The following is a 26,472-nucleotide window of genomic DNA, read 5'->3' on the forward strand; positions in this document are numbered from 1 at the left end:
GTATTATGCATTCAAAAAAAACAGTTCGATTATTATTTGCACTGCTTTGTGTATTATTTGTTTCAACAATTTATTTTGCTGTTATTAAAAGGAATAATATTGAAGTGTCTAATCTTGGAGAGAGTCTTAGTGGTGGAGATTCAGAATTCAGTATTGCCAATTCTTTATATAGTATTTATATTCCATTTATAGTTAAAACTGAGGGAGAATTAATTGATTCTACAATTGTGATAGAGGATAGTTCATTGAAAAAGATAAAATTAATTTCATTAATGAAAGGGAAAAGGAAATTAGTATTCAGGTACTCATTCCGAGATTGTGATCTATGCGTTAACACCGTTAAAGGGCTGATATACAAAAATATTATAGATAAGGAGAATGTTTTGTTTTTGTCCGATAACTATTCTACAAAGGACTTTATATTGAAAGAGAAGTCTAGTGACAAGAGAGTTAGTTGTTATAACATTGTTGATGGAATTTCAGGGCTAAATTTAGAGGCGATTGAGGGTAAAAATTTACCGTTTTTATTCGTACTCAATTCTGATTTACGAGTACAGAAAGTTTTTATACCTTTTAAAGAAGATCCACAGCAAATAGAGGAATATCTTAATTATATTAACGAAATTTTATAGAATGGGTTCAAGATTAAATGTAATTGCATTTATATGTATTCTTGTTAATTTATTGACAAATAAATTGCATGCTCAAGATTCCATGGAAATAAGAATAGCTCCGAATTATGCCATGGGTGGAAAGTGCTCAGAACTATTTCAATCCGTACGTTACATCCCGTTAGAAACAAGCAAAAAATGTATCATAGGAAGAGTTAGGAAATTGTATGTTGCCAAGGACAATTTTATTGTTTATGATGATACGCGAAATCAAATTGTAATTTTCGATAGAAATGGAAAGTACTTATCTAAAATAAATGATCTTTCCGGCAGTAGTAAAATCCCGGCCTGGGATATCCTTTTTGAAAATATCTCCATTGATTATGTTAATAATAAGATTATAGTTTTACCTAATTATGTACATGAAAAGATACGCGACATTATATTTGAATTTGACTTTAACGGGAAACTATTAGCTAAAAGAAAATTCGATGTGTCAAACTTTGGTAGATCGTTTGCATCATTAGGAGATGATGCTTTCTTTATTAAGTATGAACAGGGCGGGAGTTTATGGAAAACGCTTAAAAAGAAATACACTTTCGCCGTTATTAAAAATGGGAAAGTCTTATCAAACATTTTACCATGTTCGGAACATCCAATATTAGAAAATCAAGATAATCTTTTTGTCGTAAACATGGTAGAGAAATGGGCGAAAGGTACTCAAAGCGTATTTTTTAACCAAGCATATAAGGATGAAATATATGAAATTGATACCGGGGGAGTGAGAAAGAAATACAAGTTAATCCTGCCTATAGAATATTCGATCCCTACTGATTTTCTTAGTAACTCAATATATAATGGCAAAAGACTTGATACACTTATAGCGCACAATAAATGGGTTTACGGTTTTGATGAGATATACGGACAAGATGATATACTCTTGCTAAAGTATTTAAATACTGAGAATAATAATTATAATAAATACCTGCGTATTAACTTTTTAAACGGAATGTTTTATTCATTTAATTTCATTGAACCTGACACCTTGAGTTATTATTTACCTGTTGTTAGCGATGTTTTGGTTATGGCTAATGATAAAATCTATTCGGCTTTAAATACAAGAGATTTAATGGATGCGTATAGCAGGAATACATTTAAAAAAGTATACAAAGAAAACAGCTCGGTTCCAATCATTAGTAGCATAAATAAACTATCAAACCCTGTCATAGTCGAAATTACCCCTAAGGTAGATTTTTAAATTACTTTTAATGAGAAGAAAATTATGCCTACTTGTTTTTGCCATCTCAATTTTGATTTCTTTTTCTCTTAAAGCGCAAGAAATTAGCGATAGTTTACAAAAAGGAACCGTTTACGGGGTACTTTATGATTCATCACATAATCATTCATTACCTGCGGCAACCGTTGCAGTATATGCGCACGATTCTGTTCTGATATCGTATGCATTGACCGACAATTTTGGCAAATTCGAATTTCATAATTTGCCAATCGAACAGCCGTTGAAAGTTATCTGTACCCATATTGGATATAAGACCACGAGCTTTATATTTCAAATTAAAGCAAAGGAAATATCTGTGAAATTACCTTCAATAAATATGACTATACTGTATCAAGATTTAGAAGAAGTTGTAATTAAGGCAATGCCACCTGTAAGTATGAAGGGGGATACGATAGAATTTAATGCAGAGGCTTTTAAAATGGATAAGAATGCTGTAGCGGAGGATCTCTTGAGAAAGTTGCCGGGTGTGATTATTTGGGGGGATGGTACTATTACAGTTTATGGAAAAGAGGTAAATGCGATTTTGGTAAATGGAAAAAGTTTCTTTAATAACGAAACAAAAGTAGCAACACAAAATATTGATAAAGGTGCTATTGATAAAGTTCAAGTATATAAAAGAAGTGATAATGACGCAAGGAAGGATTCAATAATGGAAATCAATATAAAACTAAAAGAAGGGAAGGACAATGGATTTTTTGGTAAAGTTTCTGTAGGTAAAGGTTCCTGGAAGAGGCATGAATCAAATTTAAATTTTAATGCTTTTAATGCTAAAACACAAGTATCAATCGTAGGGGCACTTAATAATGTTAATAAGGCTCCAAAAGATATTATGACACTAATTTCCAATAGCACATTTAAGGGGGTTGGACTAAGTGTAGACTATCAACCTGAATTTAATCAACAGGGAGTAACCACTTCCAAGATGTTAGGCGGATTTTTTAAAAGGGATTTTTCAAAACCAGGTGGTAGGCTCAATGAATTGAACATCGACTATTATTATAAAAATTCAAAGCTAATTGCAAATGAAAATTTAAGTACTTCTACACTTATAGGAGATAATAATCGATTGAGTTCTTATGATAGCTCAAATAATAGAAATTTGGATAAAACGCACGTACTGAATTTAAAGTATGAAAGAGAGGGTTCCAAATACAGGGCTGTACTATCTACTGCTGTCAATATCCGGGACTCTAAAAATTATAGCATGAGAAACTTGGAAAGTCTAGATTTTATTAGTTATACTGCTTTAAGTAAGACGAGCAACTTAGGAGATGAAAGGAACTTGAATGAAAGTTACTCTTTTAGAATTGAACTTTCACCTTTGAAAAATAAAAATGACTTCCACAACAAAAGTATACTTAGTGCTTTTGATAAAATCATATATGATTTTCATTACCTACGAGATTCTAGCCATTCGCATAACGATATAAATTTTGTTTCCTACGTTGACACATTGGAGAATTTGAAATTTAACAGGAAATATGATAAGAACTTTAACCGGGTTTCCCAAGACGTTAATATTAAATCGAGCACCTTTGATGGACCGGGTATTCTTAAGCATTTGCATATTAAATATTTTTTTCTGAACAGATTCAAATTAGTCACGGATTGGAATAATACAAATGCTCTGGACTTTGATAATTCAAAAGATATGTACCTAAGAAATGATTATTTGACTAATAGAAGCCATTATACTGAAATTGATGAGCGACCGCAGATTTCTTTAACCAAATCTATCACAGATATTCTATATGGTCGATACAGCAAAAATTTGAACATTTCATTGAATATAATCGGACAGCTTATTCGGCAAAGGAATAATTCAGCCAAGCCCTTTCAGGATCTAGATAAAAAGTACCATAATTTTATACCTGAAATTAGTGTGCAATATAGAAATAACCAATATTCTTTAACGGATCAATTTTTGGAAGCTGAATATAAAATATTTTACGATTACCCGTCTGTAAACCAATTAGTTCCCTTAATAGATAGCAGTGATATTTATTATCAGTACCTTGGAAGTCCCGATCTTAAGCCTCAAAAGAATAAGCAGTTAACACTCAGGTATCAATATAATGATTTAAAAGCTAGCAATAATTTCAAGTTATCTGCCATGTTGCGAGCTAAGATTATAAGTGATTTTTATGCCACTAATACCTTCATCAATCCTTCAGGTAGAAAATTCGTAAATTTAATAAATACTAACGGTTACAAAATTGCATATTTCAATGCGAATTTGAATAAAGCATATAAGATCAATAAGAATAACTTATTTCAACTAGAGTATGTCAATTCCACGTACTTAAGTAAAAGACCTAGTTTCTTAAAGACTGCATCCACAGACATAACTACGAGTATCATTTCTAATATTTTTAGTATAAATAATGATGTTTCTATATATTATAGCTGGCTGGAAAATTTGGTATTTAAATTATCTGAGAGCTACCATTTTTATCAATCAAAGCAGGGGAAGGGCACTGCTGATTTATTGAAAAATGTTTATTATAATACACTCGCAAGTGTCTCCTATAATGCTACTAAGCGATTAAATGTGGGTAGCAATATAAGTTTTAAAAGTATGTTATCCAGTTATGGACAAAGAGATAAGTTTAAGATATGGAATGCAAATGTAAATTATAGATGTTTACCCGGTAATAACCTCGAAATAACATTTGCTGCTCTGGATTTGCTAAAGCAAAATAAGGCTTTGATAAATTTTGGCGATTCTTATTCTATAACGGAAGGTTATTCAAATGTACTACAGCAATATTTTATGCTTTCAATTGCTTTCTATCCTCGTCAGTTTGGAAGAAAGACATCTAACTGATATTTGTGAAATAACCTTATAAGTTTGGAACCATCAAATCTTAGATTAATGAATGTTGTAGAAGTTAAGCCGTTAATAAGCATAGTAGTTCCTTGTTACAATGAAGAGGAGATAATTGAAAGAACAGAACGAACACTTTCGAATTATTTGGCTACGCTAGTTAATGATAATAAAGTATCTTCGGAAAGTTATATCGTGTTTGTTGATGATGGAAGTGTCGACAATACATTTGATATTCTATTGAAATCTAGGAATTTGAATAGTAAGATTATTAAACTTGCTTCTAATAAAGGCCACCAATATGCCTTGTTGGCGGGGTTAGATTATGTCATTAATAAAACTGACTGTGTTATTACTATTGATGCAGATTTACAACACGATGTATATGCAATTAACAAAATGATTGATGCGTACCGAAGCGGTGCACATATCGTATATGGAATTTGGAAACATCGGCGCACTGAGACTTGGTTTAAGAAAAATTCAGCTTATTTTTTTTCATTGATGTTGAGAATGTTCGGAGTACCTCTAGTACCTAGACATTCAGACTTTAGACTGTTATCTAATAAAGTGCTTCAAGAGCTTTCTCGATATAAGGAATCAAATTTATTTTTAAGGGGACTATTACCCCTCATTAATTTAAAAACAACGGCAATTGCTTATGAACAATCGGGTCGAATAGGAGGTAAGACTAAATATACACTAAAAAAGATGTTATCACTAGCCATTAATGGTATTACTTCATTTAGCAATGTACCAATTCGTTTAATCACGATAATTGGGTTAATTTTATTTTTTGTTACAATGGGGCTAAGTATCAATGTTTTAATTATTTATTTGAGAGGAAGAACCCTTCCAGGTTGGGCATCTATATCATTACCTATGTATTTTTTAAGCGGAGTACAATTATTAAGTTTAGGGGTTATAGGTGAATATATTGCGAAGATATATAAAGAAACAAAATGTCGGCCTAAGTATCATATTGAAGTGATAGTTGAGTAATGTTAAGTTAAAGGTTGAATTTTTTTTATAGTGTAGGAGATTATTATATAATGTGTATAAGTAAAAGTTTTTAACTTTAACTTGATATCACAATATGGATAGCCATTTAAGTTAGAGATTTTTCCCTAACCATACTGGATCAATTTTCGGGGAACCTTACAAGAGTTTTGTGCTGATCTAAAGGAAGTTTATGGAGCACCTAATCGCGCAGCAGCAGAGCATGCGTTAGCCGCCTGTTCTGATAAATGGGGTGCCAAATACAGACATGCAATCCAATCCTGGGAGAACAACTGGGAGAATCTTACCAGCTATTTTGACTTCCCTATGGAGATCCGAAAGATCATGTATACCACAAATACCATCGAAAATCTTAACAGGGGCATCCGTAAGTATACTAAGACCAAAGTTCAATTTACCGACGATGCATCGGCTCAAAAGGCCGTTTACCTGACTATAATGAACATCGAAAAGAAATGGAGCATGCCGCTCCATAACTGGGGGCTGGTGCTCCATCAATATATTACTATCTTTGAAAACAGATGTCGAATTTGATCAGTTGACTATGCGTTTACACAATATATTTTATAGTCTCGTCCAGGAGAGAATATATATGCCAAGTGGAAGAAGCCAGTACAACTGGAATCAAACATTGGCTTAATTGTATTTAGTGATTACCGATGAAGTGATCCTCTTGGGGAGTGTAAAATAAACTGTGTCAACATTTAATTTATAATCGCAATTTCAGTCGATCCCCAAATATAATTGACAGCTGAGACACAGTCAGACTCCAGTTTTGAAGGGGCTGTGTCCATTTCTTCTGGATGTTCTGGGCAGCCAGGTAAATTAATTTCAGCAAGGCCATATCGGAGGTAAAGGCTCCTTTGGTTTTGGTCACTTTACGCACCTGGCGATGGAACCCCTCGATAGTATTAGTGGTGTAGATCAACCTGCGGATGGCCTCAGAATATTGGAAATACGTAGTGAGCTTATCCCAGTTCCGGCGCCAGGAGTCTATAACAACTGGATATTTCTTTCCCCATTTTTCGTCCAGTTGATCCAGCTGCGACTCTGCTTCTTCCTTGCTCACCGCCTGATAAACCGGTTTTAAATCGGCCATAAATGGCTTCTGGTCCTTACTGGCTATGTACCTGATAGAATTGCGGATTTGATGTACGACACAGGTTTGTACCGCTGTAGAGGGGAATATCGTGGCAATAGCCTCGGAAAATCCCTTCAAATTATCGATACAGGCAATAAGTATATCAGATACCCCCCGTTGCTGAAGATTGGCCAGGACACTCAGCCAGAAGTTAGCTCCCTCGCTCTCCGAGACATACATGCCTAATAGCTCTTTGCGTCCATCGGTATTTATACCAAGGATATTATAAACACAACGGTTAACTACTTTGCCTTCTTCTTTGACTTTATAAAACATGGCGTCCAGCCAGACAATGCAATACAGTGGCTCCAAAGGACGGGCCTGCCATTCTTTGACCAGAGGGATAACTTTATCGGTTATGGAAGATAATGTCGCAGCTGAAATCTCTGTATCGTACATATCTTTGATATGAGCTGAGATGTCCCGTAAGCTCATGCCATGCCCATACATACCGATGATTTTACTCTCCAGGCTCTCTGCCAGAATGGTCTCCCGCTTTTTGATGATCTGTGGTTCAAAGCTGCTTGCCCGGTCACGGGGTGTCTCCAGATCGATAGTACCATCTGCTGTTTTAAGCCGTTTTCGGTTTTTGCCATTCTTCCGGTTCCCATTTGCCCGTTGCTCATCATCTAAATGAACCTCCATCTCGCCCTCCAGTGCAGCTTCGAGAATATCTTTCAGAAGAGGTGCGAAAGCCCCATCTTTGCCAAACAGGGACTTACCAGAGCGGAGTTGCTCTAAGGTCTTCCGTTTGAGTTCTTCGTAGTCAAATTTTCCTTTTTGTTCCATAAAAAAAACTGTGTTAAAGATCTTGTTTTTTTAGTCTTTGACACAGTTTATTTTACAGTCTCATCCTCTTGTCATGTGTTGTATACTGAATGCTTTCTAGTTATTTGAACAACTCCTTAAAATCGTTCTTAAACTCCTTCCATTCATCTTCGGTTTTTTTCATCAGGGAGTTTGTTTTTTCTTTGGTGGCTTCCCAGGTTTCAGCGGTACTGTTCTTAACATCATCCAATTGTTTATTCATTTCTGCTTTCAGCTCTTCCAATTTTTTCTGGGTTTCTTTACTTTTTTCGGAAGCATCTTTTTTCAACTCATCCATCTTTTTGTCGATATCATCAATTTTTTTGTTGATGGCATCTTCAGTTTCTTTCTTTTGTTCTTCGAAAGATGCTTTAGCATCATCCATTGCCTCTTGTCCATCTTCTTTCATCTGATCCATACTCTTTTGCAGGGAGTCACCGGTGGCAGATTTCGAATTATTGTTGTTACAAGCCATGAATGTGGCTGCTGCTGCAAATATCAAGAACATCTTTTTCATAATTCTGATTTTATAGTTTGTAAATATTTTGAGGTTGTTATAAATCTTACAAAATACAGGCCAAAGAATTAGAGGATTGGCGTGGATTTGAATTCTGCAATGAGGGTATCTTGTTTAAATAAGTACAAATTACCTTGCTCTAATTTGAAACTATTGGCTTCTGAAAGCGCGGTTTGGAAGCCCTGTTCTGTTGGTAAGGCAGGGCAGGCCACCCTTGTGCTGACCAAGTCCGTGATCGCGATCTTCGAACCGTTGACCGCAAAATTGGCATTGAAGCTATTACAGCCCAAAAAACCATGAACCTGGTTATTTTCTTGTGAAAATTGCATATAAATTTCCTTTTCGTGATCCTTTGCCAGGACAATTTGTTCCCTGAGCTGGGTTAATTGCCAGCGGGTACCATCTAAATTAACCGATGGAGCCTGGGTATTGGCCTGTGCTTCCGTACTGTCTGTTGGATGTTTTTTGCCTTGTTGTTGACAAGCACAACACCAAGAGCCGTAAATAAGGATTAGCAGCAAGAATTGCTTTTTCATAAACGCGTTTGTTAGGTTCATAGATTTTGCGGATTCCATGGATTTCAATTGCACCGGTCATTGAATTTTCCAAAGCCCTGGCTTTTTTGGGTACTCTTGAAATTAAGGATTTTCATGAAATAATATCGCATCCTAGCATGCTCATCATATAAAATATTTTTATATCAACATGTTTTGCTGCCTTAAAGGTTTTATCGCTAGATGGAGCTATTTCTTAGAAAGCTTTCATTTCCTGAAATTTATATATATATGTCGCTTTTTAGTCTTTAAGGGTGTTTTCCGAAGTTTCTTTGGGGGGAAATTTGCCTGATGACCCACTTCTGAACCCCATGGGGGTACTTCCGAAGTGGGTGGGGGTACCTCTGAGGTGGGGGTAGGTACTTCCGAACTCCGACTTCGGGATTATTTTAAGGTCTATACCCTTCGGGCAAGTGGGTGGGGGTACTTCCGAAGTGGGTACCTTCCTGCCGATTTTATTAAAATCGGCTTTTTGAGCTGTTTTTTGCCTGTTTTTACTCGGCTGAAAGCCCTTGGAAACGCGGATATCCACCTAATTTATCCAAATATCCAGTTAAAAGATCCTCGCTTGGAGTTCCGAAGTGGGTGGGGGTACCTCAGAGGTGGTAGGGGGTACTTCGGAGGTGGGTAGGGGTACCTCGGAAGTGGGTAGTTGAGCCCAATTCGGATACGAGTTAAAATAATTTCAGGAGTTTTATTCGAAATATTTTAGTTCGATCAAAAATCCTTAGGTTTGGAGTCCTTTTTACAAAATCTACTTATTATGAAGAAAAAGCTACTAGTACTCCTATTACTATTGGTGGTAAAATTTGCCCATGCCGATGAAGGGATGTGGCTGCCATACCTGCTTGGCCAGAAAGTTTATGCGGATATGGTCAAGAAAGGTTTAAAACTTTCCAAAGAGCAACTTTACAGTATTAACAAGGCTTCCATCAAGGATGCTATCATAATTTTCGGCGGTGGCTGTACCGGTGAAATCGTCAGCAAAAACGGGCTGATTTTTACCAATCACCACTGCGGTTATGGAGCTATTGCCGCGGCAAGTAGCGTGGAGCATAATTATCTGAAAGACGGGTTTTATGCTAAGAGTTTCGCCGAAGAAATTCCGGCTAATGGTCTGAGCGTGCAATTTTTAGTTAGGGTAGAAGATGTTTCCGAACAACTGATGCCGGCCCTAAAAGGACTTTCGGGCGCTGAATATAATAAAAAGTTCCAGGAGCTTTCCGGCGACATTGTGAAGAAATTGGTTGAGGGTACGGATTATGAGGCAAAGGTTGTGCCCATGTTTAAGGGAAATCAATTCCTGGCTTTCGTATATGAGCGTTATTCCGATATCAGGCTGGTAGGTACCCCCCCGGAAAGTATCGGTAAGTTTGGTGGCGATACCGACAACTGGGAATGGCCGCGCCATACGGGCGATTTTTCCATTTTCCGCGTGTATGCCAACAAGGATAATAAGCCGGCTGAATATGACGCTGCAAACGTGCCATTGAAACCTAAGTATTTCTTGCCGGTATCCATTAAAGGGGTGAAGGAAAATGATTATGCAATGATTTTCGGTTATCCCGGCGGAACAAACCGCTATGAAACATCTTACGGGGTGAAGTTGAAAACTTCCATTGAGAATCCGAATATCGTGAACTTGCGCGATGCACGCCTGAAAGCGATGTTTGAACAAATGAAAAATGATCCTGCCGTTAAACTGCAACTGGCTTCTTCTTATGCAGGTATCGCGAACTACTGGAAATTTTATGACGGTGAAAGGAAACAATTGCTGAAATATAAAGTATACGAAGAAAAGCAAAAGGAAGAGGCGGCTTTCAATGCTTGGGCTAAAGGTAAGCCGGAGTATGAAAATATCCTTTCCCAATACGAGCAAAACTATAAAGCCTGGGAACCTTATGCCAAGGAGAGAATTTATTTGACAGAAGGCGTTTTAGGTTCACCATTGGCCAGCTTCGCCGCTAGTCTTTCCGGTGTTGAAGATGCCTTGGTGCGCAGCGGCCTTCCTGCTGATGCTGCGGCTAAAGCGATTCAGAAAGCCGATGCATCTCGCACCAATTTCTTGAAAAATGAAAATAAGCCGAGCGATCAGAAAATCCTGGCTATAACGGCACAGATGTATTATAATGATGTTCCGAAAGATCAGCACCCGATCGGTTTCTTTGAAGGCATCCGGCAACAATTCGGTGATCTGAGCGATGCTAAGACTTTTCAGGATTGGGCCGCTTACGTCTTTGCAAATACAATGGTTTTTGATGATACCAAATGGAACCAATTTAAAACATTGCCCGATGCAGCCAAGTTGCAAGCTGATCCCGCTTATGCTTATGCTTCCGCTTTCATTAAGAATTATATCTCTAAATACTTGCCTTTATACAGGAAATTCGTTTCTACCAATGATGACTTAGGCCGTAGTTACCTGGCGGGTATAATGGCCATGAAACCTACTGCTACGCGTTATCCGGATGCCAACTTTACCATGCGTTTGTCCTATGGTCAAGTGAAATCGTATAATCCAAGGGATGCCGTTCATTACGATTATGTAACAACGCTCACGGGTGTTATGGAGAAATATATCCCGGGTGATTACGAATTTGATTTACCGCAAAAACTGATCGATCTATATAACAAAAAGGATTTTGGTCAATATAAAGATGCCCGCAAAAATGACATCGTTGTAGGATTTATTACGACCAATGACATTACGGGCGGTAACTCCGGTTCCCCGGTAATTAATGGCAACGGTGAATTGATCGGTTTAGCTTTTGATGGTAACTATGAAGCGCTGAGCCATAAAATCCAGTTTGATTCCGTTTACAACCGCACCATTTGCGTAGATGTTCGTTATGTGTTGTGGTGTATTGATAAATTAGGCGGCGCTAGCAATATCATTAACGAATTGAAATTAGTCCGCTAAAAAAAACGTTCACGGATTATAGGACACGGATTAAAGGATTACACGGATTACAGGTTAATGGATGGCATATAATTGTCATGAAGTTTTTTAGAAATATTTCTTCAATTTCTAAGCCATCCATTAATCAATTGAATTGAATCTCAAATCCGTGTAATCCTTTAATCCGTGTCCTTCAATCCGTGATTTTAATTGTTATCGCGCCATAGCCAGAGATGCCTGCAAGCGAAGCTCCTGTAGGGTTTAAATTTTTCTGCGATCTTCAGGATTTTTGCATCGCAAGATTTTTTATCGCTAGGATCAATTTTATATAATTTAATCATCGATTGCCGCACACCGTAATCCCCTAATGAGAAAACATCTTCACGACCCAATTGAAACATTAACAGCATCTCGACCGACCAGGCCCCGACACCCTTAATCTGTGTCAAATATTTTAATATTTCTTCATTTTCCATCTCCAGCAGCTTTTCATCATCCAGATTTTCATCTACTGCAAACTGTGCAACGTTTAGAATGTATTGAGCCTTTGCAGCGGAAATACCAATGCTCCTGAGATCTGTAATGCCGAGTTGCAGGATAGCTTCCGCGGTTGGTGTTGCGGGGAACAATGCGAGGAAGCGGGCATATATTACATCTGCAACCTTAATGCTTAACTGTTGATTAATGATACAACTGATTAAGAGTAATGTTATATTATGCTTGGGCTGTACGGGCAACAGTGGCGTTTCCATGATCTTTAGGAAACGCTTGTCTTTCGAGAGATGTTCAAAGTAGGGATGAAGCTTCTTCTTGGGCATGGATTAAAATTTTGAAACCGTTTCCATGAAATTAAGCAATCTTTCGTACGAAAGATAATCCTAAGATATTGAAAACGGTTTCAAAATTAGTAACTGAAAGGCTGTACGTACAAAACTTCCAATAAAGTTTGTCCTACTGCTTTCAACGTATTTTTATCAATGATATCCATATTGTCTTTCTGGGTATGCCAGTGGGGCATGAAGTCGGCATTCTGTTGAAAAGCGATCACGTCAAATGTCGGGATCTTAGCGATCGTATTTACATATACGTGATCATCCGTTGTGCCGGCCCCGATATTATCGTACGGGAAATAATCGGAATAGCCGATTTTATTAGCAGCATTCCAGAAATTATTCATCGGTCGATTGGCGTATTGGCGGGAGATCGTTTCCATGAAGAAACGTGATCCCATGGCTCCTACCATGTCTAAACCGATTCCATAAGTAGCTTTGTACCCCGGGATATGTGGATTTCTGGCCCAATACTGCGTACCGAGGCAATAAGAATCTTCATCGCCGGGATCACCGTAATCTTCCACATCATTTAGCAAGATATCTACACCGATGCCGGGATTCTTTAATTTCATTTGCCTGGCGGCTTCCAATGCCACGGCCACACCGCTACCTCCATCGTCTGCTCCGTCAATCAATGCTTTCTTGTTTTCCGGATCTTCGTCAGCAAAAGGACGGGTGTCCCAATGCGCTACTAATAAAATCCGTTGCTTAGATGCGGGGTTAAAAGAACCGATAATATTCGTACAAGGTACGCGTTTGCCTCCCGGAACAACCACATCCGTATTCTGGATATATACCGTATCGGCAAATTCCTGCATCTTTTCAATTAGCCAAGCAGCACAATCTGCTTGGGCTTTGGTGCCGGGAATCCTCGGACCGAAGGCAACTTGCCGGGCTACGAAATTGTAGGCGCTATCTGCATTAAAGTTAGGCGCTGTTTGTGTGAAAGTACTTTCTTTGTTCGATTCGCTTTCACTGGATGATGAATTCGGAGAGTGATTATTACAAGCCGCCAAGGTGGCCATCAATCCGAATAAAAGCCAGCGTTTTATTGACATATTTATTAAACTTTATTCCCGGCAATTTCTAGGTTGCCGGGAGATTGAATATTATTCGATCGTATAACTTACAGTGCCGTCTTTTTCATCTTTCAACAAGATGCCGATTTGTTGTAATTGTTGTCGGATCTTGTCGGAAGTGGCATAATCTTTTTTGCCTTTGGCTTCTTTCCTGATATCAACTAATAATTGAATAACGCCGTCCAATTTTCCGCTGTCGGCCATAGTAACGGGCTGCAAGCCCAAGATATCTACCATGAAAGTTTGCCAGGTATCTTTCATCAGTTGGAAAGTAGCTTCACTGATTTCTTCCATCTTGATCTGTCCACCTTTCAGGGAATTGATGACCGGCACCATCTCGAAAAGGTTCGCTAGTACTTTGGCGGTATTAAAATCATCGTTGATATATTCTTTACAGCCATTGCTCCAGTCCTGCACGTTTTTATCCAATTCTTCGTTGATGCTGCCGTTTTTTCCAGGCGCATATTGCAGTTGCTGCAATACATTGTAGGCGGCCCATAAACGTTGCAAGCCTTTCTCCGCCGCGATCAAGCCTTCATTAGAGAAGTCTAAAGTGCTGCGGTAGTGGGTTTGCAAGATAAAGAAACGTACCGTCATAGGGTGGAAAGGTTGTTGCAAGATCGGGTTGGTGCCTGCAAACATTTCCGTTAGCTTGATGGTGTTATTGTATGATTTCCCCATCTTCTTTCCGTTGATGGTGATCATGTTGTTGTGCATCCAGTAGCGGGCCATCAACTCCTCGTTGGCAATTTCACTTTGGGCAATTTCACATTCATGGTGCGGGAATACGAGATCCATCCCGCCCCCGTGGATGTCGAATTGCTTGCCCAGGTACTTACCGCTCATTGCCGAACATTCGATATGCCAACCGGGGAAACCTTCTCCCCACGGACTTGGCCAACGCATCAGGTGTTCCGGCGGCGCTTTTTTCCATAAGGCGAAGTCCTCTTTATTTCTTTTTTCACCTTGGTTTTCCAGTTCGCGGTTAGAAGCTTGTAACTCCTCTAAGACACGGCCGCTTAAAATACCATATTGGTGGGATGTAGCATATTTTTTTACATCGAAATACACGGAACCGTTCACTTCGTAAGCATATCCTTTTTCAATGATCTTTTGAATCATGCTGATCTGCTCCACGATATGGCCGGTAGCCGTGGGCTCTATGCTTGGTTCCAAACAGTTAAACTGGTGCATAGCCCAATGGTACAGGTTCGTATATTTCTGTACCAACTCCATCGGCTCCAACTTTTCTAAAATGGCGCCCTTGGCGATCTTATCTTCTGCTTCCCTGCCTTCTTCTTCGAAATGCCCGGCATCGGTCAGGTTACGAACGTAGCGTACCTTGTACCCGAGGTGTTGCAGGTATCTGAATACTACATCGAAAGTAATATATGGACGGGCATGACCCAGGTGAGATTCCCCTGAAACGGTCGGGCCGCAGACGTACATGCCTACGTGACCGGGATATAGCGATTCAAAAGCTTCCTTCTTCCTTGTTAGCGTGTTGTATATTTTAAGTTCTGACATATAAAGCCATCTTTAAATTTCATAAAATTACCTGGATTGCAAAGATAAGAATTGTAACATCTCCGGGTTATTTTCTTGGTTCTTGGGTTTTAATAAGATGCATGTTGGCAATAACAGGATAATGATCCGACAAGTCTACGGATAATTTTTTGAAATGATTGACGGCGAAAGTATTGCCGGCAAAAATATAATCGATCCTTAATGTCGGTGACAGGCTGGCGAATGTTCGGCCAATGCCGCTTCCCTTCTGCAAGAACGCATCTTGAAGATCGCCCTTAACCGTGAAATATGTGTAGGAAGCCGGCGTATCGTTAAAATCTCCGCAAACTATTACGGGGTGCGGGCTTTCGCGGATAAAACTATCTACTATATTGGCTTGCTTGGCCCTCCTGATAAAAGCTTCCCGCATTTTCTCAATAATTCCTTTGGTGGCCACCAAACCTTTATCCTCGGATTTTTTGATCTTTTCTATGGAATTATAATCTTCTTCGTTGAAGCGATAAGATTCCAAGTGCATGTTGATGATTCTCAACGTGTCTTCATCCTTAAGAATATCGGCAAAAATGAGGCTCTCGCTGCGTGGGCCCTTGGAAAGTTTGATTTTATCCGACTGGATAATTGGGTACTTCGAAAATATGATCGAGCCCCAATGCTGCATCCCGTTCCTGTTAAAATCACTGGAAAAAAAGCGGTAGGGAAGACCCATTTGCAAGCTGATGTCCTCACGGTTGTTAAAATCATCCCTTTTCTCGGAAGTATAAAAGTCCTGGAAGCAGGCAATATCGGGCTTTTGTTGTTCTATTAATTGGAAGATGGCTTCCCGGCGGGGCGCACTGTTTTTATCGCGGTACAAACCGAATAAACCTACGTTGTAGCTCATCACGGTAATGCTATTGGCCGGTTTTTCGAAATGATCTTTCGGCCAGTTAAAAGCGATGAAAGCCGTTACCGATCGCCAGCCGATAATAATTGCCACCAAGGAAATCAGCGCATATTTGGGATGGAAGATCAACCAGAATATGATGAAAAGTAAGAGGATGCCAAGTAAAATTGGGAATATTAACGTGAAAAAGCCCATCGGCCAAAATTTCTCGGGAGAAATGATGGGAGCGAGGCAAGCTATCAAAAATAATAGCTCCACGATGATATTGGTTACAAGGAAAAATCCCTTGGTGAATAGTCGTAAAAATCTCAAAATGGCGTCGTTTTTTGGGTATTATCCCCCCGGCATGTTATCTAAGCTTATCGCTATAAATTTACCGCAATTAACTTATTTCCAAGCCTTAATATTTATTTTATTTCAATAGATGACGCAATACTTGATCTTGGAATTACGAATTTCACATTATAGCTCGATCGTGGTGATGATAGGATAATGTTCAAATGGTAAATGGTGCAGTACCCTGAAATCTTGCACCCTAATCCCGGGATTACAAAATATATAATCGATCCTTAGAAACGGCGAGATCGTATGGAAGGTTGTGCCCCAGCCGAAGCCTTTTTTTAAGAATGCGTCCTGGAAATCACCCTTCACGCTTTTATAAACAAAGGAATTGGGGATAGCGTTCAAATCCCCGCATAAAATTGTAGGGCCATCGCTGTTATGCACGTTTTCTTTTACGATCATGGCTTGCTGTACGCGGCCGCTGAAAGTGGCTTTCATCTTCCTGATTAAACCCCTGATGCCGTGTAGCTGCTCCGAATTAGCCGTTTGGTAATTGGATCGATCGAAGCTATATGAGTATAAATGGGTGTTGAAGATCGTCAGCGTTTCCTGTCCGAACCGGATGCGCGCTTTCAGTAAGTTCTCGGATTCAGGCCCGGCACCGGTAAGTATCTTGGCGGTATCCAGGATGGGATATTTAGAAAATAAGGCCAATCCGAAATGCCAGGTGTTCCAGCGGGTGAGATCCTTGGTTTGGTATACATACCGGAATCCGCCGTATTTCATGATCGAATCGAGGTGATGGCTCTTAGTTGGGTCATCATTCGTATAAAATTCTTGCAAGCATAATACATCAACAGGATTTTCTCTAATCATTTGTAGGATCCTGTTCCGCTGCGGCTCATCGATTTTATAATCTTTCAATCCCATGCTGCTGCAATTAAAGCTCATGATGCGTATTTGCCCAGCCGCAGGCTCGCCGCTAGTTTTAGCCGCAAAAGGATGGAACGCGAACGATGCTAAAAATGGAGGAACGGAAGCCAGCAGGGCAATGAATGGAATCCATGCATAACCCCGGTAAAAAATTAAGTGAACTATCAAGCTCAAGACTGCTAGCAGTCCGAATACCGGGAAGAAAAACCCTGCAAATCCGCAAATCCAAGATTTGCTAGGATTGATATAAGGTAAAAAAGCGGTTGCTAATAGTCCAGTTGCGATTAATACATTGATTAATAACAAACAACGATGCATCCAAAGTTTCATATAGTATAGGTTGTTATTGAGGTTAGGCTATAAAAATAATGGATAGATTTGCAAAAACGTAAAAAAATTTATGGGTAGTGTACGGGAGATCCTGGTAGAAATCGAGCGGCTTACTCCTTGGATTTGCTGGCTCTTTCCAAGGTAAGCTTTTCCTCTTCGGTAAGTGATTCCATGCCGGTTTCATTTATCTTATCGAGTATTTCATTCAGCTTATTTTCTGAAACTGTTCCAACTTTTTGATAAGGTACCGTGTCTTGCTTGTAAAACACTCTTTCCTTAGCTAAATATTGTGTAGAAGTATATTCTTGCCTTACTCTTTGCTCTTTTGGATGGAACAGGTGGCCGATGTTAAATAATAACTTGTCGAGCCAAGCCCCGATATCGCGACCTTTCTTTAGCTGGGCAGCATAAATCGCTCCCATGATGGCTCCGCCGGCGAGATAAAAATATATTTCATAATGATGGTTGCCATTTACATTATAGTTAGCGGCAATCACTAAAACGAAATACAACAGGCCAATTAGCCATACGGGGATTCCACCGCCTTTTAATGAAGTGAAAATGCGGTGCTTCGGCGCCAGCATAATGGATGCTACGGCAAATGCGGTAACAGGCGCCCAAGCCCCGAACACATTCAAACCGGTTGCCCGCAACCCACCTAGTTGCAGGCCGAAAAATCCGAGCATGAAAACCAGGTAACCTGCCCATCCAGCGAATACGTACATCGGGACAATTTTTTGGTGACCGACAGCATGCTGCACGGTAGAGCCAAAGAACCACAACCATAAAAAATTACTAAATGCCTGGAATACGCCAATATGTGTAAACATGGCCGTAATAATTGTCCAGGGATGCCAAATCAACTGTTCGGGATCGGATTGGAAAACGATCTTATCGAAAAGGGAGCTGTTAAAATCTTGGTCGGTATAGTTTTCTATTCTAAATATTACCCATGTAAAGAACAGGAAGATAAACACCGTGATGTTGATCAACAATAATTGCGTTACCATGTTCTTTTCTTCACCTAATGAAAGGCGCGAACTTTTTTCTGAATCCACTAGTTGCATGGCATAATACTTTATAATACAAAATTAGCGAATAATGCCGCTCCTACCCAGTATTTTTTATTGGTTCATCGATTTAGATGACTCCTATTTTATTAACAGGAGAGAGGCTATCATGGTTTAATAAAAATCCTTCCGGTTATTTCTATTCCAAGTTTTCAGCAGGATATAACTAAATAACACGCCACCCAAATGCGCGAAATGCGCCACGTTATCCCCTGCCACGTTCCTGAACCCGGCTAATATTTCCATGATAATCATCGTACCGACGATATATTTCGCCTTTATTTGGAAAGGTAACAGGAACAAGTAGAAGTAAGTGTTCGGAAATAAATACCCGAAGGCAAACAATATACCGTATACGGCGCCGGATGCGCCCAATGTAGCCATGTTGCGGTATTCCTCTTGGAAATGCTGCAAGAAAATCTTGGCATTCTCCATAACAGTAGGATCGTTAGGGTAATCCATCACCGCGTTTACAAGTTGTGTAACGGCAAATGAGCCGGAGTTGAGGTCGTAATCGCGGTAAATCTTCATAAAGGCATCGCTACCCGGCTCGTTCATAAACTCGCTGATATGCTTAGATAGCTCTACGTTCTCGTAAGTAAGTACGCCTAAATGGCATAATGCTGCGCCGATACCGCAGATCAGGTAAAAATTCAGAAATCGCTTTGGCCCCCAATATACCTCCAACTTGCTACCGAATACCCAAAGGGTAAACATGTTCATGAACAGGTGAGTCCAGGAACCGTGCATAAATAAGTGTGTAATTAATTGGTGCGGGCGAAATAATTCAGAACCCCAATAATGCAGTGCAAAGAAATTAACCATCTGGTTGCTGACCTCGGCGGGGAGCGATATTTCCACCAGGAATACTGCCGCGTTGATCAACATCAGGTATTTAATTACGGGGGGAAGTACCCCAAATTGCCCATATCTTGGGTAATTCATAAGCTAATCCTCTTTTTTAATCCTTAATTACGATGTTAAGTCGGTATCACGCCGTTTTAACAACACCACGTTTTCAATATGATGCGTATGAGGGAACATATCTACCGGTTGTATTTTTTCCACCGTATATTTCTCATGTAACAATGCCAAGTCGCGGGCTTGTGTAGCCGGGTTGCAACTTACATACACGATTTTTGGGGCGGCTATTTCTAATAATTTTTGGACTAATTTCTCATGCATACCGGCCCTGGGGGGGTCGGTTATAATTACGTCCGGCGCACCGTGAGCCGCGAAAAAAGCATCATCACAAATATCTATTACATCACCTGCATAAAATTGGGCATTTTTCACGTCATTACGATCTGCATTTTCAATAGCATCGTCGATGGCCTCCTTGATCAGTTCTATCCCGATCACTTTTTTAGCCATTCGCGACACGAAAATGCCGATGCTTCCGGTACCACAGTACAAATCGTATACCACTTCATTACCTGTCAGCCCCGCAAAATCGCGGGTAACCTGGTAAAGCCTTTCCCCTTGGTGCGTATTAGTTTGGAAAAATGACTTGGGGCCGATCTTGAAGGTAAAATCTTCCAAGCGTTCTTCCGCGTAGCCTTTCCCAAAATAAACCTTGGGTTCCAGGTCAAAAATGCTATCGTTCTTCTTCGGGTTAAAGGTATATAATAAGGTAGTAATAGAGGGAACCTTCGCCAGCAAGTGATCTAGTAATGCGATACGTTCTTCCTTGCTTTCATGGTGCAATACGAGGTTTACCATCACTTCGCCGGTTCTAAGAACCCGGATCACGAGGTTGCGCAACCAACCCTCGTGGTTGCGGATATCGTAAAAAGGTAAATTATTTGCCAGGGCATATTCCTTGATCGTGTTACGGATAAGGTTGGTAGGTTCGTCTTGCAAGTAGCAAGTATTGATATCCAAAACTTTATCAAACAACCTCGGTACATGAAAGCCCAGTGCCGAACGTTGCATGATTTCCCCATCGCCGGCAGCGGCAATTTCTTCAGTCGTGAGGTAAGCCTTGTTGCTGAAGGTGAATTCCAGCTTGTTCCGGTATTTTTCGGTGAGCTCTGAACCAAGTATCGGGTTCATTTCCGGTAAAGGCATCCTCCCGATCCGGCTCAAGTGATCCTGCACCTGCTGTTGTTTATATTGTAATTGTAATGAATATGGCATCATCTGCCATTTACACCCGCCGCAAAGCCCGAAATGCTCGCAAAACGGCTCCACGCGATCCGGCGAATAGGTATGAATGGTAGTAGCTTTACCTTCAGCCCAATCTTTCTTGTTTTTACTCAACCTCACATCTACCACATCCCCGGGCATGACGCCCCCTTCGATGAAGATCACTTTTCCATCAATTTTCGCTAAGGCCTTACCTTCCGCGGCATATCCCGTAACGGGAACATCGGTTAAAACAACATTCTTTTTTCTCACGCTTGCAAAGGTAGGATTTCCCTTCGCTAAAATCGAATGGTTTAGGATCAAAGTTGAATGCCTGTGCAGCGATGACTTTTAAATCGTATACTACCGTTCCCAAAATTATCGTTTGTTATGCATATCCTTTTTTCGTTATTTTACAAAACCTATGCAAAAGCTATTATTCTTATTACTCGGCATATTTTCAGCGGCAAGCATGTCGGCCCAAGGCTATGAAATTAGCGTGAAAGTGAGCCCCTATACTTCCGGATATTATTATTTGGGGCATTATATGGGGAAAAATACGTATTTGGCAGATTCCGCTAAGATGGATGCTAACGGGGTAGCGGTTATTAAGGGTGATAAAGCGTTGATCGGCGGTATTTACTTGATCGTAATGCCTGGGAAACAGCGCTATTTTGAAATCCTGCTAGATAAACAGCAAAAATTTTCAATCGAAACAGATACTTCTAACTTTATACAACTGGCCAAGTTCAAAAACTCTCCCGATAATGATCTTTTCTACGAATACAACCGCTACTTAGCAACGGAAGCCGCGGCCAATGAAAAGTTAAGGAAGCAATTTGCCGCAGCCCGTACTGCTGCCGATACAGCAGCGGTAAAAGAAGGGGAAAAAGCTTTTGGCAAAAGACTGCAAGCGCATAGGGAAGATATCATTAAGAAGGCGCCGAAGTCATTATTGGCTAGCATTTTCCTGGCCATGAAAGAACCGGAAGTGCCCCCGATGCCGAAGAAAGCAGATGGAAGCCTAGACTCAACATATCCATACTTATATTATAAATCAAAATATTGGGATCACTTCAACTTTGCAGATGAAAGGCTGGTTCGCACGCCAATCATAGAAAATAAATTGGAGAAATATTTCAAGCAATTGGTACCGATGCACCCGGATTCGGTGATTGCTGCTTGTGATGACCTGATCGGTAGGGCGAGTAAGAACCCTGAAATGTTCAAATACTTCGTTTGGTGGTGTACTTATAAATACGAACAATCGCCTTACATGGGCTTCGACGCCGTTTTTGTTCACCTGGTAGAAAAATATTACGTGAGTGGAAAAGTAAACTGGATCTCGGATGAACAATTGAACAAGATCATCAACCGCGCATATAGTATGGCGCCTAACTTGATCGGGCAAAAAGCAGCGCCGCTAGAGCTGGAAGATTCATTATCCAAACCTGTATCCTTATATAATATCAAGGCAAAATATACGGTGCTCGTATTCTGGGACCCAACATGCGGGCATTGTAAAACGGAAATTCCCCGCCTGGACTCCGCGTATAAATCGAGCTGGAAAAATAAAGGGGTGAAAATCCTGGGTATTAAAACGGAAGGAACGAAAGAGCAGTGGGAACAATTCATTGCAGAATACAAGCTCGATTGGATCCATGCTTGGGATCCGCAGTATAAATCAAATTACCGCCGGCTATACGATGTTTACAGCACGCCCGTGGTGTACTTACTGGATGAAAATAAAAAGATCTTGGCAAAACGTTTGGCAGTAGAGCAGCTCGATGATTTTATCGATCATGTGGACAAGGCTAGCCGCGGGAATTAAATAATTTATTTGATATTACCCTTTATAATATATTTATTATCAAATTGATATAATTGATAACAAGTTCTTTGGCACAGTCTTTGGATTTTTAAAGACAACCAAAAAACTTGAATATGAGAAAGAAAATCCTGCTATCAATTGTTGCTTTGACATTTGCAGGGGCGTCTATGGCACAAGTTCGTGTTGGTATTAAAGGCGGATGGAACCTGGCAAATGTTACAAAAGATAATAACGGTTCAGTTGATAACAAAAACTCCCTTAGTTCATATAATATCGGTGTAATTGCCGATTTGCCCTTATCTGAAGTATTATCATTCCAACCGGGTATATTTTATACCGGGAAAGGTTCGAAATTGGAATCTGGAGATAAGAACAGCACTTTCTATAGCAAGTCTACTACTAACCCGATGTATATCGAGATCCCGTTAAACTTTCTTGGTAAAATTCCTATAGGCAATAATGCAAGGTTGTTTGCCGGTGTGGGGCCATATGCTGCCTTCGGCGTAGCCGGTAAAAATAAGTATGAATATATTGCCGCTGGTATTAATGTAAACGGTGAAGATAATATCAAGTGGGATGATGATACACCATTTAACGACGATGATCCGAATCAAGGTTGGGATAAATTCAAACGCTTTGATTACGGCGCAAACTTCTTAGCCGGTGTGGAAGTAGGGGATAATTTCCTGGTTTCCGCGCAATACGGACTTGGGTTAGCTAAGATCCGGTCAGGTTCCGATAATGGTTCGGATGATAAGTATAAAAACCGTGTCTTTAGCGTATCGATCGGTTATATGTTCGGTAGGGCGCCGAGATAAATTCTTGAATCGAACAAAATATGACATTTACTGTTGGCATTTTGTTTGATATAATTTTCAAACACAGAAACCATCTTTAATCTCAAAAAAACAAAATCACATGAAAAAACTATTGTTTTTTGCAATAGCCATACTGTTGTCTGGCGCTACTTTTGCACAGGCAAAATGGGGTGTCGTTGCCGGTCCATCCTTTTCTAGCTACACGATGAAAGTAGCCGGGAAGAAATCTACCAGCGACCTGATTACCAATTTCAGGGGAGGATTTACAGTGGATCTGCCATTAGCAGATGAATTTTATATTCAACCCAGCTTGTTATATGCCGGTAAAGGAGGAACAGGTGATTTCTTAGGTACAGATGTTAAAACAAATTTGAATTACTTGGAATTGCCTTTGAATTTCATGTATAAGCCGGAAGTTGGCAACGGTAATATTTACATCGGGGTAGGGCCATATTTTGCCTATGCCCTGGGTGGTAATACCGATGGTAATGATATCGAGTTTGGTAATAACCTCGGTGAAATGAAACGTTTCGATGCCGGTGGTAACCTGCAATTCGGTTACGAATTATTCAACGGTTTGAATTTCGGCCTTTACACTGATTTAGGTTTGGTTAACCTGGCAGGCGAAGGCGACAGCGATAACTCGTTCCGTAATACATCCTTCGGCGTGAATATCGGGTATAAATTCGGTGGCCGATAGGCAAATAAATTATTGATATATATAATTTTATCTCCCAATACCATATACCGTAATCCGGTGTATGGTATTTTTTTATCGGTACATGTTAAAATTCTCAGATATTAAAAATTGAACATTTGAAAACTATTTCGCGTTATATGCAGGTAATAGTACAGGTACAGGTAAATTAACAGTCAAACCAGGATAGCAAGGGGTTTTATGGCATGTTTACCACATTAATATTGTGTAAAATGCGCTTTAAAAATTATAATTTTTTAGGTCGATGTTTTATCTTGCGATAAATTTCACCTGTTTTTGCTGGCCAAGCATTTATTCGAGAACATAAGGTAACCCTAAATCATTCATTCCTTATCGAGATAAGAATCATAGGTTTTTTTTAGACATCGAGACAGTAACAATAAACAATGAGCATCTACCGAATCATCCGTTTTAGCATTCTCATGCTAACTATAGCAGTTGCTATTCCTTCAAAAGCGCAGGTAAGTTTAGGAATTGAAGCAGGCTATACAAGTTCAGATCTATCCTTGAAAGGTAACTACCAAGAATTTGCCAATGTAGGCAATACCACCAAGCCATTGAAAGGTTGGCATGTTGATCTGCAAGTAAATATTCCTTTGATACGACAAACCCTTTATTTGCAGCCGGTATTACGTTATACGACTAAAGGCGCTTGCTTGGAGTCATCGGGAATATTGAACCCGGATATTTATACCCCCGTAGGACAAAAACTGAAATTAGACTACTTCGATTTACCCGTAAATTTGGTATTCAGGCCTAAGTTGGGTAGGGCAGGTCGATTATTTATCGGGGCCGGCCCTTATATTGGGCATGGCTTGAGTGGAAAATATTCTTTCCAAACCCAATTCAAAGGAGAAGTAACCGATAAAAACACGCAGGATGTTGTGTTCACTTCGAAGGAAGGCAGCAGCCCCATGGAAGTGCGGCTCTATCCTTGGGATTTTGGAGTTAATTGCCTGGTTGGCTTTGAGTTTAGAAGCTTGCTTACCATAAGCGCTAACTATAGTAAAGGATTTCAGGATATTGACAGAAATAGTAGTACTACGACCAAGAATCAATACTGGGGCCTTAGTTTGGGATTCTTCTTCAGCCGGGAAGATTATTAATTTCTATTTAAGGAAGCCAACTATTCAAAGTACAAAAGACCGATCAATTTTATTGTATTGGAATAGGGGTGGTATGCGAATTTCCCGTCATAATTATATTCATTCTACCGAAAGAAATAATTAAGTCAAAGTGTGACAGTTATAGGGAAAAAAAATGCCACCCTGTATCTACAAGGTGGCCATTTAAATAAAATATCTTTCAATTCGGATTATTGAATGGCTTCCATTACTTTACGAACCACTAGGGGTTTGCCCAAAGTATAATAATGCAATACCGGAACACCGAATGCTTTTAATTCCTTGGATTGCTGAATAAGCCATTCGGTACCTACCTGTTCAACCTCTTTGTCCGTTTTACATTTCAAAATCTCGTTAGAAAATTCTGTTGGGATATCCACTTGGAATGTTCTCGGGATGACAGAGAGTTGTTTCTTGGTGGTTAAAGGTTTCAATCCCGGAATGATGGGAACGTTTATGCCGATCTCCCGGCATTTCTTCACGTAATCAAAATATTTTTGATTATCGAAGAACATCTGTGTTACCACGTAATCAGCGCCGCTATCTACTTTTTGTTTTAAATATTGTAGATCGCTTTGCAAATTAGGCGCTTCGAAATGCTTTTCAGGGTAACCGGCAACGCCGATACAGAATTTTGTTTTAACCCCGTTTTGCAGATCTTCTTCCAAATACATCCCGTTATTCATATGCATCACCTGGTGCAACAGGTCTATCGCGTAACGGTGACCATTTGGCTCCGGTTCGAAGAATGTTTCGTTTTTAGGAGCATCTCCCCTGAGTACCAATACGTTATCTACACCAAGAAAAGCTAGGTCGATCAAGGCATTCTCAGTTTCTTCTTTCGTAAAACCACCGCAGATCAAGTGTGGAACGGCATCTACATTATAATGGTTCATAATGGCCGCACAAATACCCACCGTTCCGGGGCGTTTGCGAATTTCAACTTTTTCAAAAGAGCCGTCCAGCTTCTTCTTGAACATATGCTCGCTACGGTGATAAGTCACATTAATAAAAGCCGGATTAAATTCCATTAATGGATCCAGGTGATCGTAAATAGACTCGATGCTTTTACCTTTCAGCGGTGGCAAAATTTCAAAGGAGATCAGCGTATCCTTTGCTTGTTCGATATGTTCAATAACTTTCATAATAAAAGGCCGGTTTCAAATGCTATTCTTAAAGCCCGGCAAAAATAACATATCTCTAGGTCTTTCGCCACATCTTTTATTTCTATATAAACTGTTATA

Annotated in this window: 21 protein-coding genes and 1 pseudogene; 10 read left to right on the top strand and 12 right to left on the bottom strand. The window is 39.8% G+C overall.

Annotated features, from left to right (window positions below; genetic code table 11):
* The first annotated feature begins 5 nt into the window (after positions 1-5).
* The 5 genes and pseudogenes from COR50_RS05645 to COR50_RS22715 all read left to right on the top strand — a co-directional run.
* Positions 6-632 carry a hypothetical protein gene (locus COR50_RS05645; RefSeq protein ID WP_098193092.1) on the top strand — a complete coding sequence of 209 codons (627 nt, stop codon included), beginning with the start codon at positions 6-8 and terminating at the stop codon, positions 630-632.
* 1 nt (position 633) lies between these two features.
* On the top strand, positions 634-1,869 hold the full coding sequence (locus tag COR50_RS05650; protein WP_098193093.1) for a 6-bladed beta-propeller: 1,236 nt from the start codon (positions 634-636) through the stop codon (positions 1,867-1,869).
* A gap of 10 nt (positions 1,870-1,879) precedes the next feature.
* Entirely contained in the window at positions 1,880-4,735 is a 2,856-nt protein-coding gene (locus tag COR50_RS05655) for a TonB-dependent receptor (protein ID WP_098193094.1), read from the top strand.
* A gap of 48 nt (positions 4,736-4,783) precedes the next feature.
* Entirely contained in the window at positions 4,784-5,737 is a 954-nt protein-coding gene (locus COR50_RS05660) for a glycosyltransferase family 2 protein (RefSeq protein WP_098193095.1), read from the top strand.
* Between the two features lie 165 nt (positions 5,738-5,902).
* Positions 5,903-6,289, top strand: a pseudogene (locus COR50_RS22715) (transposase); the annotation flags it as partial.
* A gap of 175 nt (positions 6,290-6,464) precedes the next feature.
* Here the strand turns inward: COR50_RS22715 and COR50_RS05670 are convergent.
* From COR50_RS05670 to COR50_RS05680, 3 genes are all read right to left on the bottom strand, one after another.
* Complete coding sequence (locus COR50_RS05670) at positions 6,465-7,685, bottom strand: IS256 family transposase (protein WP_098192124.1); 1,221 nt, start codon at positions 7,683-7,685, stop codon at positions 6,465-6,467.
* A gap of 100 nt (positions 7,686-7,785) precedes the next feature.
* The gene (locus COR50_RS05675) at positions 7,786-8,220 is read right to left on the bottom strand and encodes a hypothetical protein (protein ID WP_098193097.1); all 435 of its coding nucleotides are present in this window, start codon (positions 8,218-8,220) and stop codon (positions 7,786-7,788) included.
* Between the two features lie 68 nt (positions 8,221-8,288).
* Positions 8,289-8,756, bottom strand: a complete 468-nt coding sequence (locus COR50_RS05680) for an META domain-containing protein (RefSeq protein ID WP_157760637.1) — start codon at positions 8,754-8,756, stop codon at positions 8,289-8,291.
* Positions 8,757-9,537: 781 nt separating this feature from the next.
* On the opposite strand from COR50_RS05680, the gene COR50_RS05690 reads away from it, so the two are divergent.
* Complete coding sequence (locus COR50_RS05690) at positions 9,538-11,694, top strand: S46 family peptidase (protein WP_098193100.1); 2,157 nt, start codon at positions 9,538-9,540, stop codon at positions 11,692-11,694.
* Positions 11,695-11,879: 185 nt separating this feature from the next.
* Here COR50_RS05690 and COR50_RS05695 read toward each other — a convergent pair whose 3' ends face one another.
* The 8 genes from COR50_RS05695 to rlmD all read right to left on the bottom strand — a co-directional run bounded on the left by COR50_RS05695 (position 11,880) and on the right by rlmD (position 21,010).
* A complete protein-coding gene (locus COR50_RS05695) occupies positions 11,880-12,491 on the bottom strand; it encodes a DNA-3-methyladenine glycosylase family protein (RefSeq protein WP_098193101.1) in 612 nt (203 codons plus the stop codon).
* An 86-nt stretch (positions 12,492-12,577) separates the two neighbouring features.
* Complete coding sequence (locus COR50_RS05700) at positions 12,578-13,564, bottom strand: M28 family peptidase (protein WP_098193102.1); 987 nt, start codon at positions 13,562-13,564, stop codon at positions 12,578-12,580.
* Between the two features lie 51 nt (positions 13,565-13,615).
* The gene (cysS, locus tag COR50_RS05705) at positions 13,616-15,112 is read right to left on the bottom strand and encodes a cysteine--tRNA ligase (protein ID WP_098193103.1); all 1,497 of its coding nucleotides are present in this window, start codon (positions 15,110-15,112) and stop codon (positions 13,616-13,618) included.
* A 67-nt stretch (positions 15,113-15,179) separates the two neighbouring features.
* Entirely contained in the window at positions 15,180-16,307 is a 1,128-nt protein-coding gene (locus COR50_RS05710; RefSeq protein ID WP_157760638.1) for an endonuclease/exonuclease/phosphatase family protein, read from the bottom strand.
* Positions 16,308-16,457: 150 nt separating this feature from the next.
* Positions 16,458-17,540 (bottom strand): endonuclease/exonuclease/phosphatase family protein, encoded by a 1,083-nt coding sequence (locus COR50_RS05720; RefSeq protein WP_098193106.1) that lies wholly within the window; start codon positions 17,538-17,540, stop codon positions 16,458-16,460.
* Between the two features lie 110 nt (positions 17,541-17,650).
* Positions 17,651-18,607 carry a rhomboid family intramembrane serine protease gene (locus COR50_RS05725; RefSeq protein WP_098193107.1) on the bottom strand — a complete coding sequence of 319 codons (957 nt, stop codon included), beginning with the start codon at positions 18,605-18,607 and terminating at the stop codon, positions 17,651-17,653.
* 117 nt (positions 18,608-18,724) lie between these two features.
* Positions 18,725-19,555 (bottom strand): rhomboid family intramembrane serine protease, encoded by an 831-nt coding sequence (locus COR50_RS05730; RefSeq protein WP_098193108.1) that lies wholly within the window; start codon positions 19,553-19,555, stop codon positions 18,725-18,727.
* 27 nt (positions 19,556-19,582) lie between these two features.
* The gene (gene rlmD / locus COR50_RS05735; RefSeq protein ID WP_098196112.1) at positions 19,583-21,010 is read right to left on the bottom strand and encodes a 23S rRNA (uracil(1939)-C(5))-methyltransferase RlmD; all 1,428 of its coding nucleotides are present in this window, start codon (positions 21,008-21,010) and stop codon (positions 19,583-19,585) included.
* Positions 21,011-21,161: 151 nt separating this feature from the next.
* Here rlmD and COR50_RS05740 point away from each other — a divergent pair, with 151 nt between their 5' ends.
* From COR50_RS05740 to COR50_RS05755, 4 genes are all read left to right on the top strand, one after another.
* On the top strand, positions 21,162-22,568 hold the full coding sequence (locus COR50_RS05740) for a TlpA family protein disulfide reductase (protein WP_098193109.1): 1,407 nt from the start codon (positions 21,162-21,164) through the stop codon (positions 22,566-22,568).
* Between the two features lie 113 nt (positions 22,569-22,681).
* Positions 22,682-23,386, top strand: a complete 705-nt coding sequence (locus COR50_RS05745) for a porin family protein (RefSeq protein ID WP_098193110.1) — start codon at positions 22,682-22,684, stop codon at positions 23,384-23,386.
* A gap of 100 nt (positions 23,387-23,486) precedes the next feature.
* Positions 23,487-24,086, top strand: a complete 600-nt coding sequence (locus tag COR50_RS05750; protein ID WP_098193111.1) for a porin family protein — start codon at positions 23,487-23,489, stop codon at positions 24,084-24,086.
* Between the two features lie 404 nt (positions 24,087-24,490).
* Entirely contained in the window at positions 24,491-25,210 is a 720-nt protein-coding gene (locus COR50_RS05755; protein ID WP_098193112.1) for an outer membrane beta-barrel protein, read from the top strand.
* Between the two features lie 209 nt (positions 25,211-25,419).
* Here COR50_RS05755 and metF read toward each other — a convergent pair whose 3' ends face one another.
* Positions 25,420-26,373 (bottom strand): methylenetetrahydrofolate reductase [NAD(P)H], encoded by a 954-nt coding sequence (gene metF / locus COR50_RS05760; RefSeq protein WP_098193113.1) that lies wholly within the window; start codon positions 26,371-26,373, stop codon positions 25,420-25,422.
* Between the last annotated feature and the right edge of the window lie 99 nt (positions 26,374-26,472).

Source organism: Chitinophaga caeni (assembly GCF_002557795.1).
Lineage (GTDB): Bacteria > Bacteroidota > Bacteroidia > Chitinophagales > Chitinophagaceae > Chitinophaga > Chitinophaga caeni.

Excerpts from the sequence above, each read along its gene's own strand:
- COR50_RS05645 (WP_098193092.1), top strand. The coding sequence starts at position 6 with ATGCATTCAAAAAAAACAGTTCGATTATTATTTGCACTGCTTTGTGTA.
- COR50_RS05650 (WP_098193093.1), top strand. The coding sequence starts at position 634 with ATGGGTTCAAGATTAAATGTAATTGCATTTATATGTATTCTTGTTAAT.
- COR50_RS05655 (WP_098193094.1), top strand. The coding sequence starts at position 1,880 with ATGAGAAGAAAATTATGCCTACTTGTTTTTGCCATCTCAATTTTGATT.
- COR50_RS05660 (WP_098193095.1), top strand. The coding sequence starts at position 4,784 with ATGAATGTTGTAGAAGTTAAGCCGTTAATAAGCATAGTAGTTCCTTGT.
- COR50_RS05670 (WP_098192124.1), bottom strand. The coding sequence starts at position 7,685 with ATGGAACAAAAAGGAAAATTTGACTACGAAGAACTCAAACGGAAGACC.
- COR50_RS05675 (WP_098193097.1), bottom strand. The coding sequence starts at position 8,220 with ATGAAAAAGATGTTCTTGATATTTGCAGCAGCAGCCACATTCATGGCT.
- COR50_RS05680 (WP_157760637.1), bottom strand. The coding sequence starts at position 8,756 with ATGAAAAAGCAATTCTTGCTGCTAATCCTTATTTACGGCTCTTGGTGT.
- COR50_RS05690 (WP_098193100.1), top strand. The coding sequence starts at position 9,538 with ATGAAGAAAAAGCTACTAGTACTCCTATTACTATTGGTGGTAAAATTT.
- COR50_RS05695 (WP_098193101.1), bottom strand. The coding sequence starts at position 12,491 with ATGCCCAAGAAGAAGCTTCATCCCTACTTTGAACATCTCTCGAAAGAC.
- COR50_RS05700 (WP_098193102.1), bottom strand. The coding sequence starts at position 13,564 with ATGTCAATAAAACGCTGGCTTTTATTCGGATTGATGGCCACCTTGGCG.
- cysS (WP_098193103.1), bottom strand. The coding sequence starts at position 15,112 with ATGTCAGAACTTAAAATATACAACACGCTAACAAGGAAGAAGGAAGCT.
- COR50_RS05720 (WP_098193106.1), bottom strand. The coding sequence starts at position 17,540 with ATGAAACTTTGGATGCATCGTTGTTTGTTATTAATCAATGTATTAATC.
- COR50_RS05725 (WP_098193107.1), bottom strand. The coding sequence starts at position 18,607 with ATGCAACTAGTGGATTCAGAAAAAAGTTCGCGCCTTTCATTAGGTGAA.
- COR50_RS05730 (WP_098193108.1), bottom strand. The coding sequence starts at position 19,555 with ATGAATTACCCAAGATATGGGCAATTTGGGGTACTTCCCCCCGTAATT.
- COR50_RS05740 (WP_098193109.1), top strand. The coding sequence starts at position 21,162 with ATGCAAAAGCTATTATTCTTATTACTCGGCATATTTTCAGCGGCAAGC.
- COR50_RS05745 (WP_098193110.1), top strand. The coding sequence starts at position 22,682 with ATGAGAAAGAAAATCCTGCTATCAATTGTTGCTTTGACATTTGCAGGG.
- COR50_RS05750 (WP_098193111.1), top strand. The coding sequence starts at position 23,487 with ATGAAAAAACTATTGTTTTTTGCAATAGCCATACTGTTGTCTGGCGCT.
- COR50_RS05755 (WP_098193112.1), top strand. The coding sequence starts at position 24,491 with ATGAGCATCTACCGAATCATCCGTTTTAGCATTCTCATGCTAACTATA.
- metF (WP_098193113.1), bottom strand. The coding sequence starts at position 26,373 with ATGAAAGTTATTGAACATATCGAACAAGCAAAGGATACGCTGATCTCC.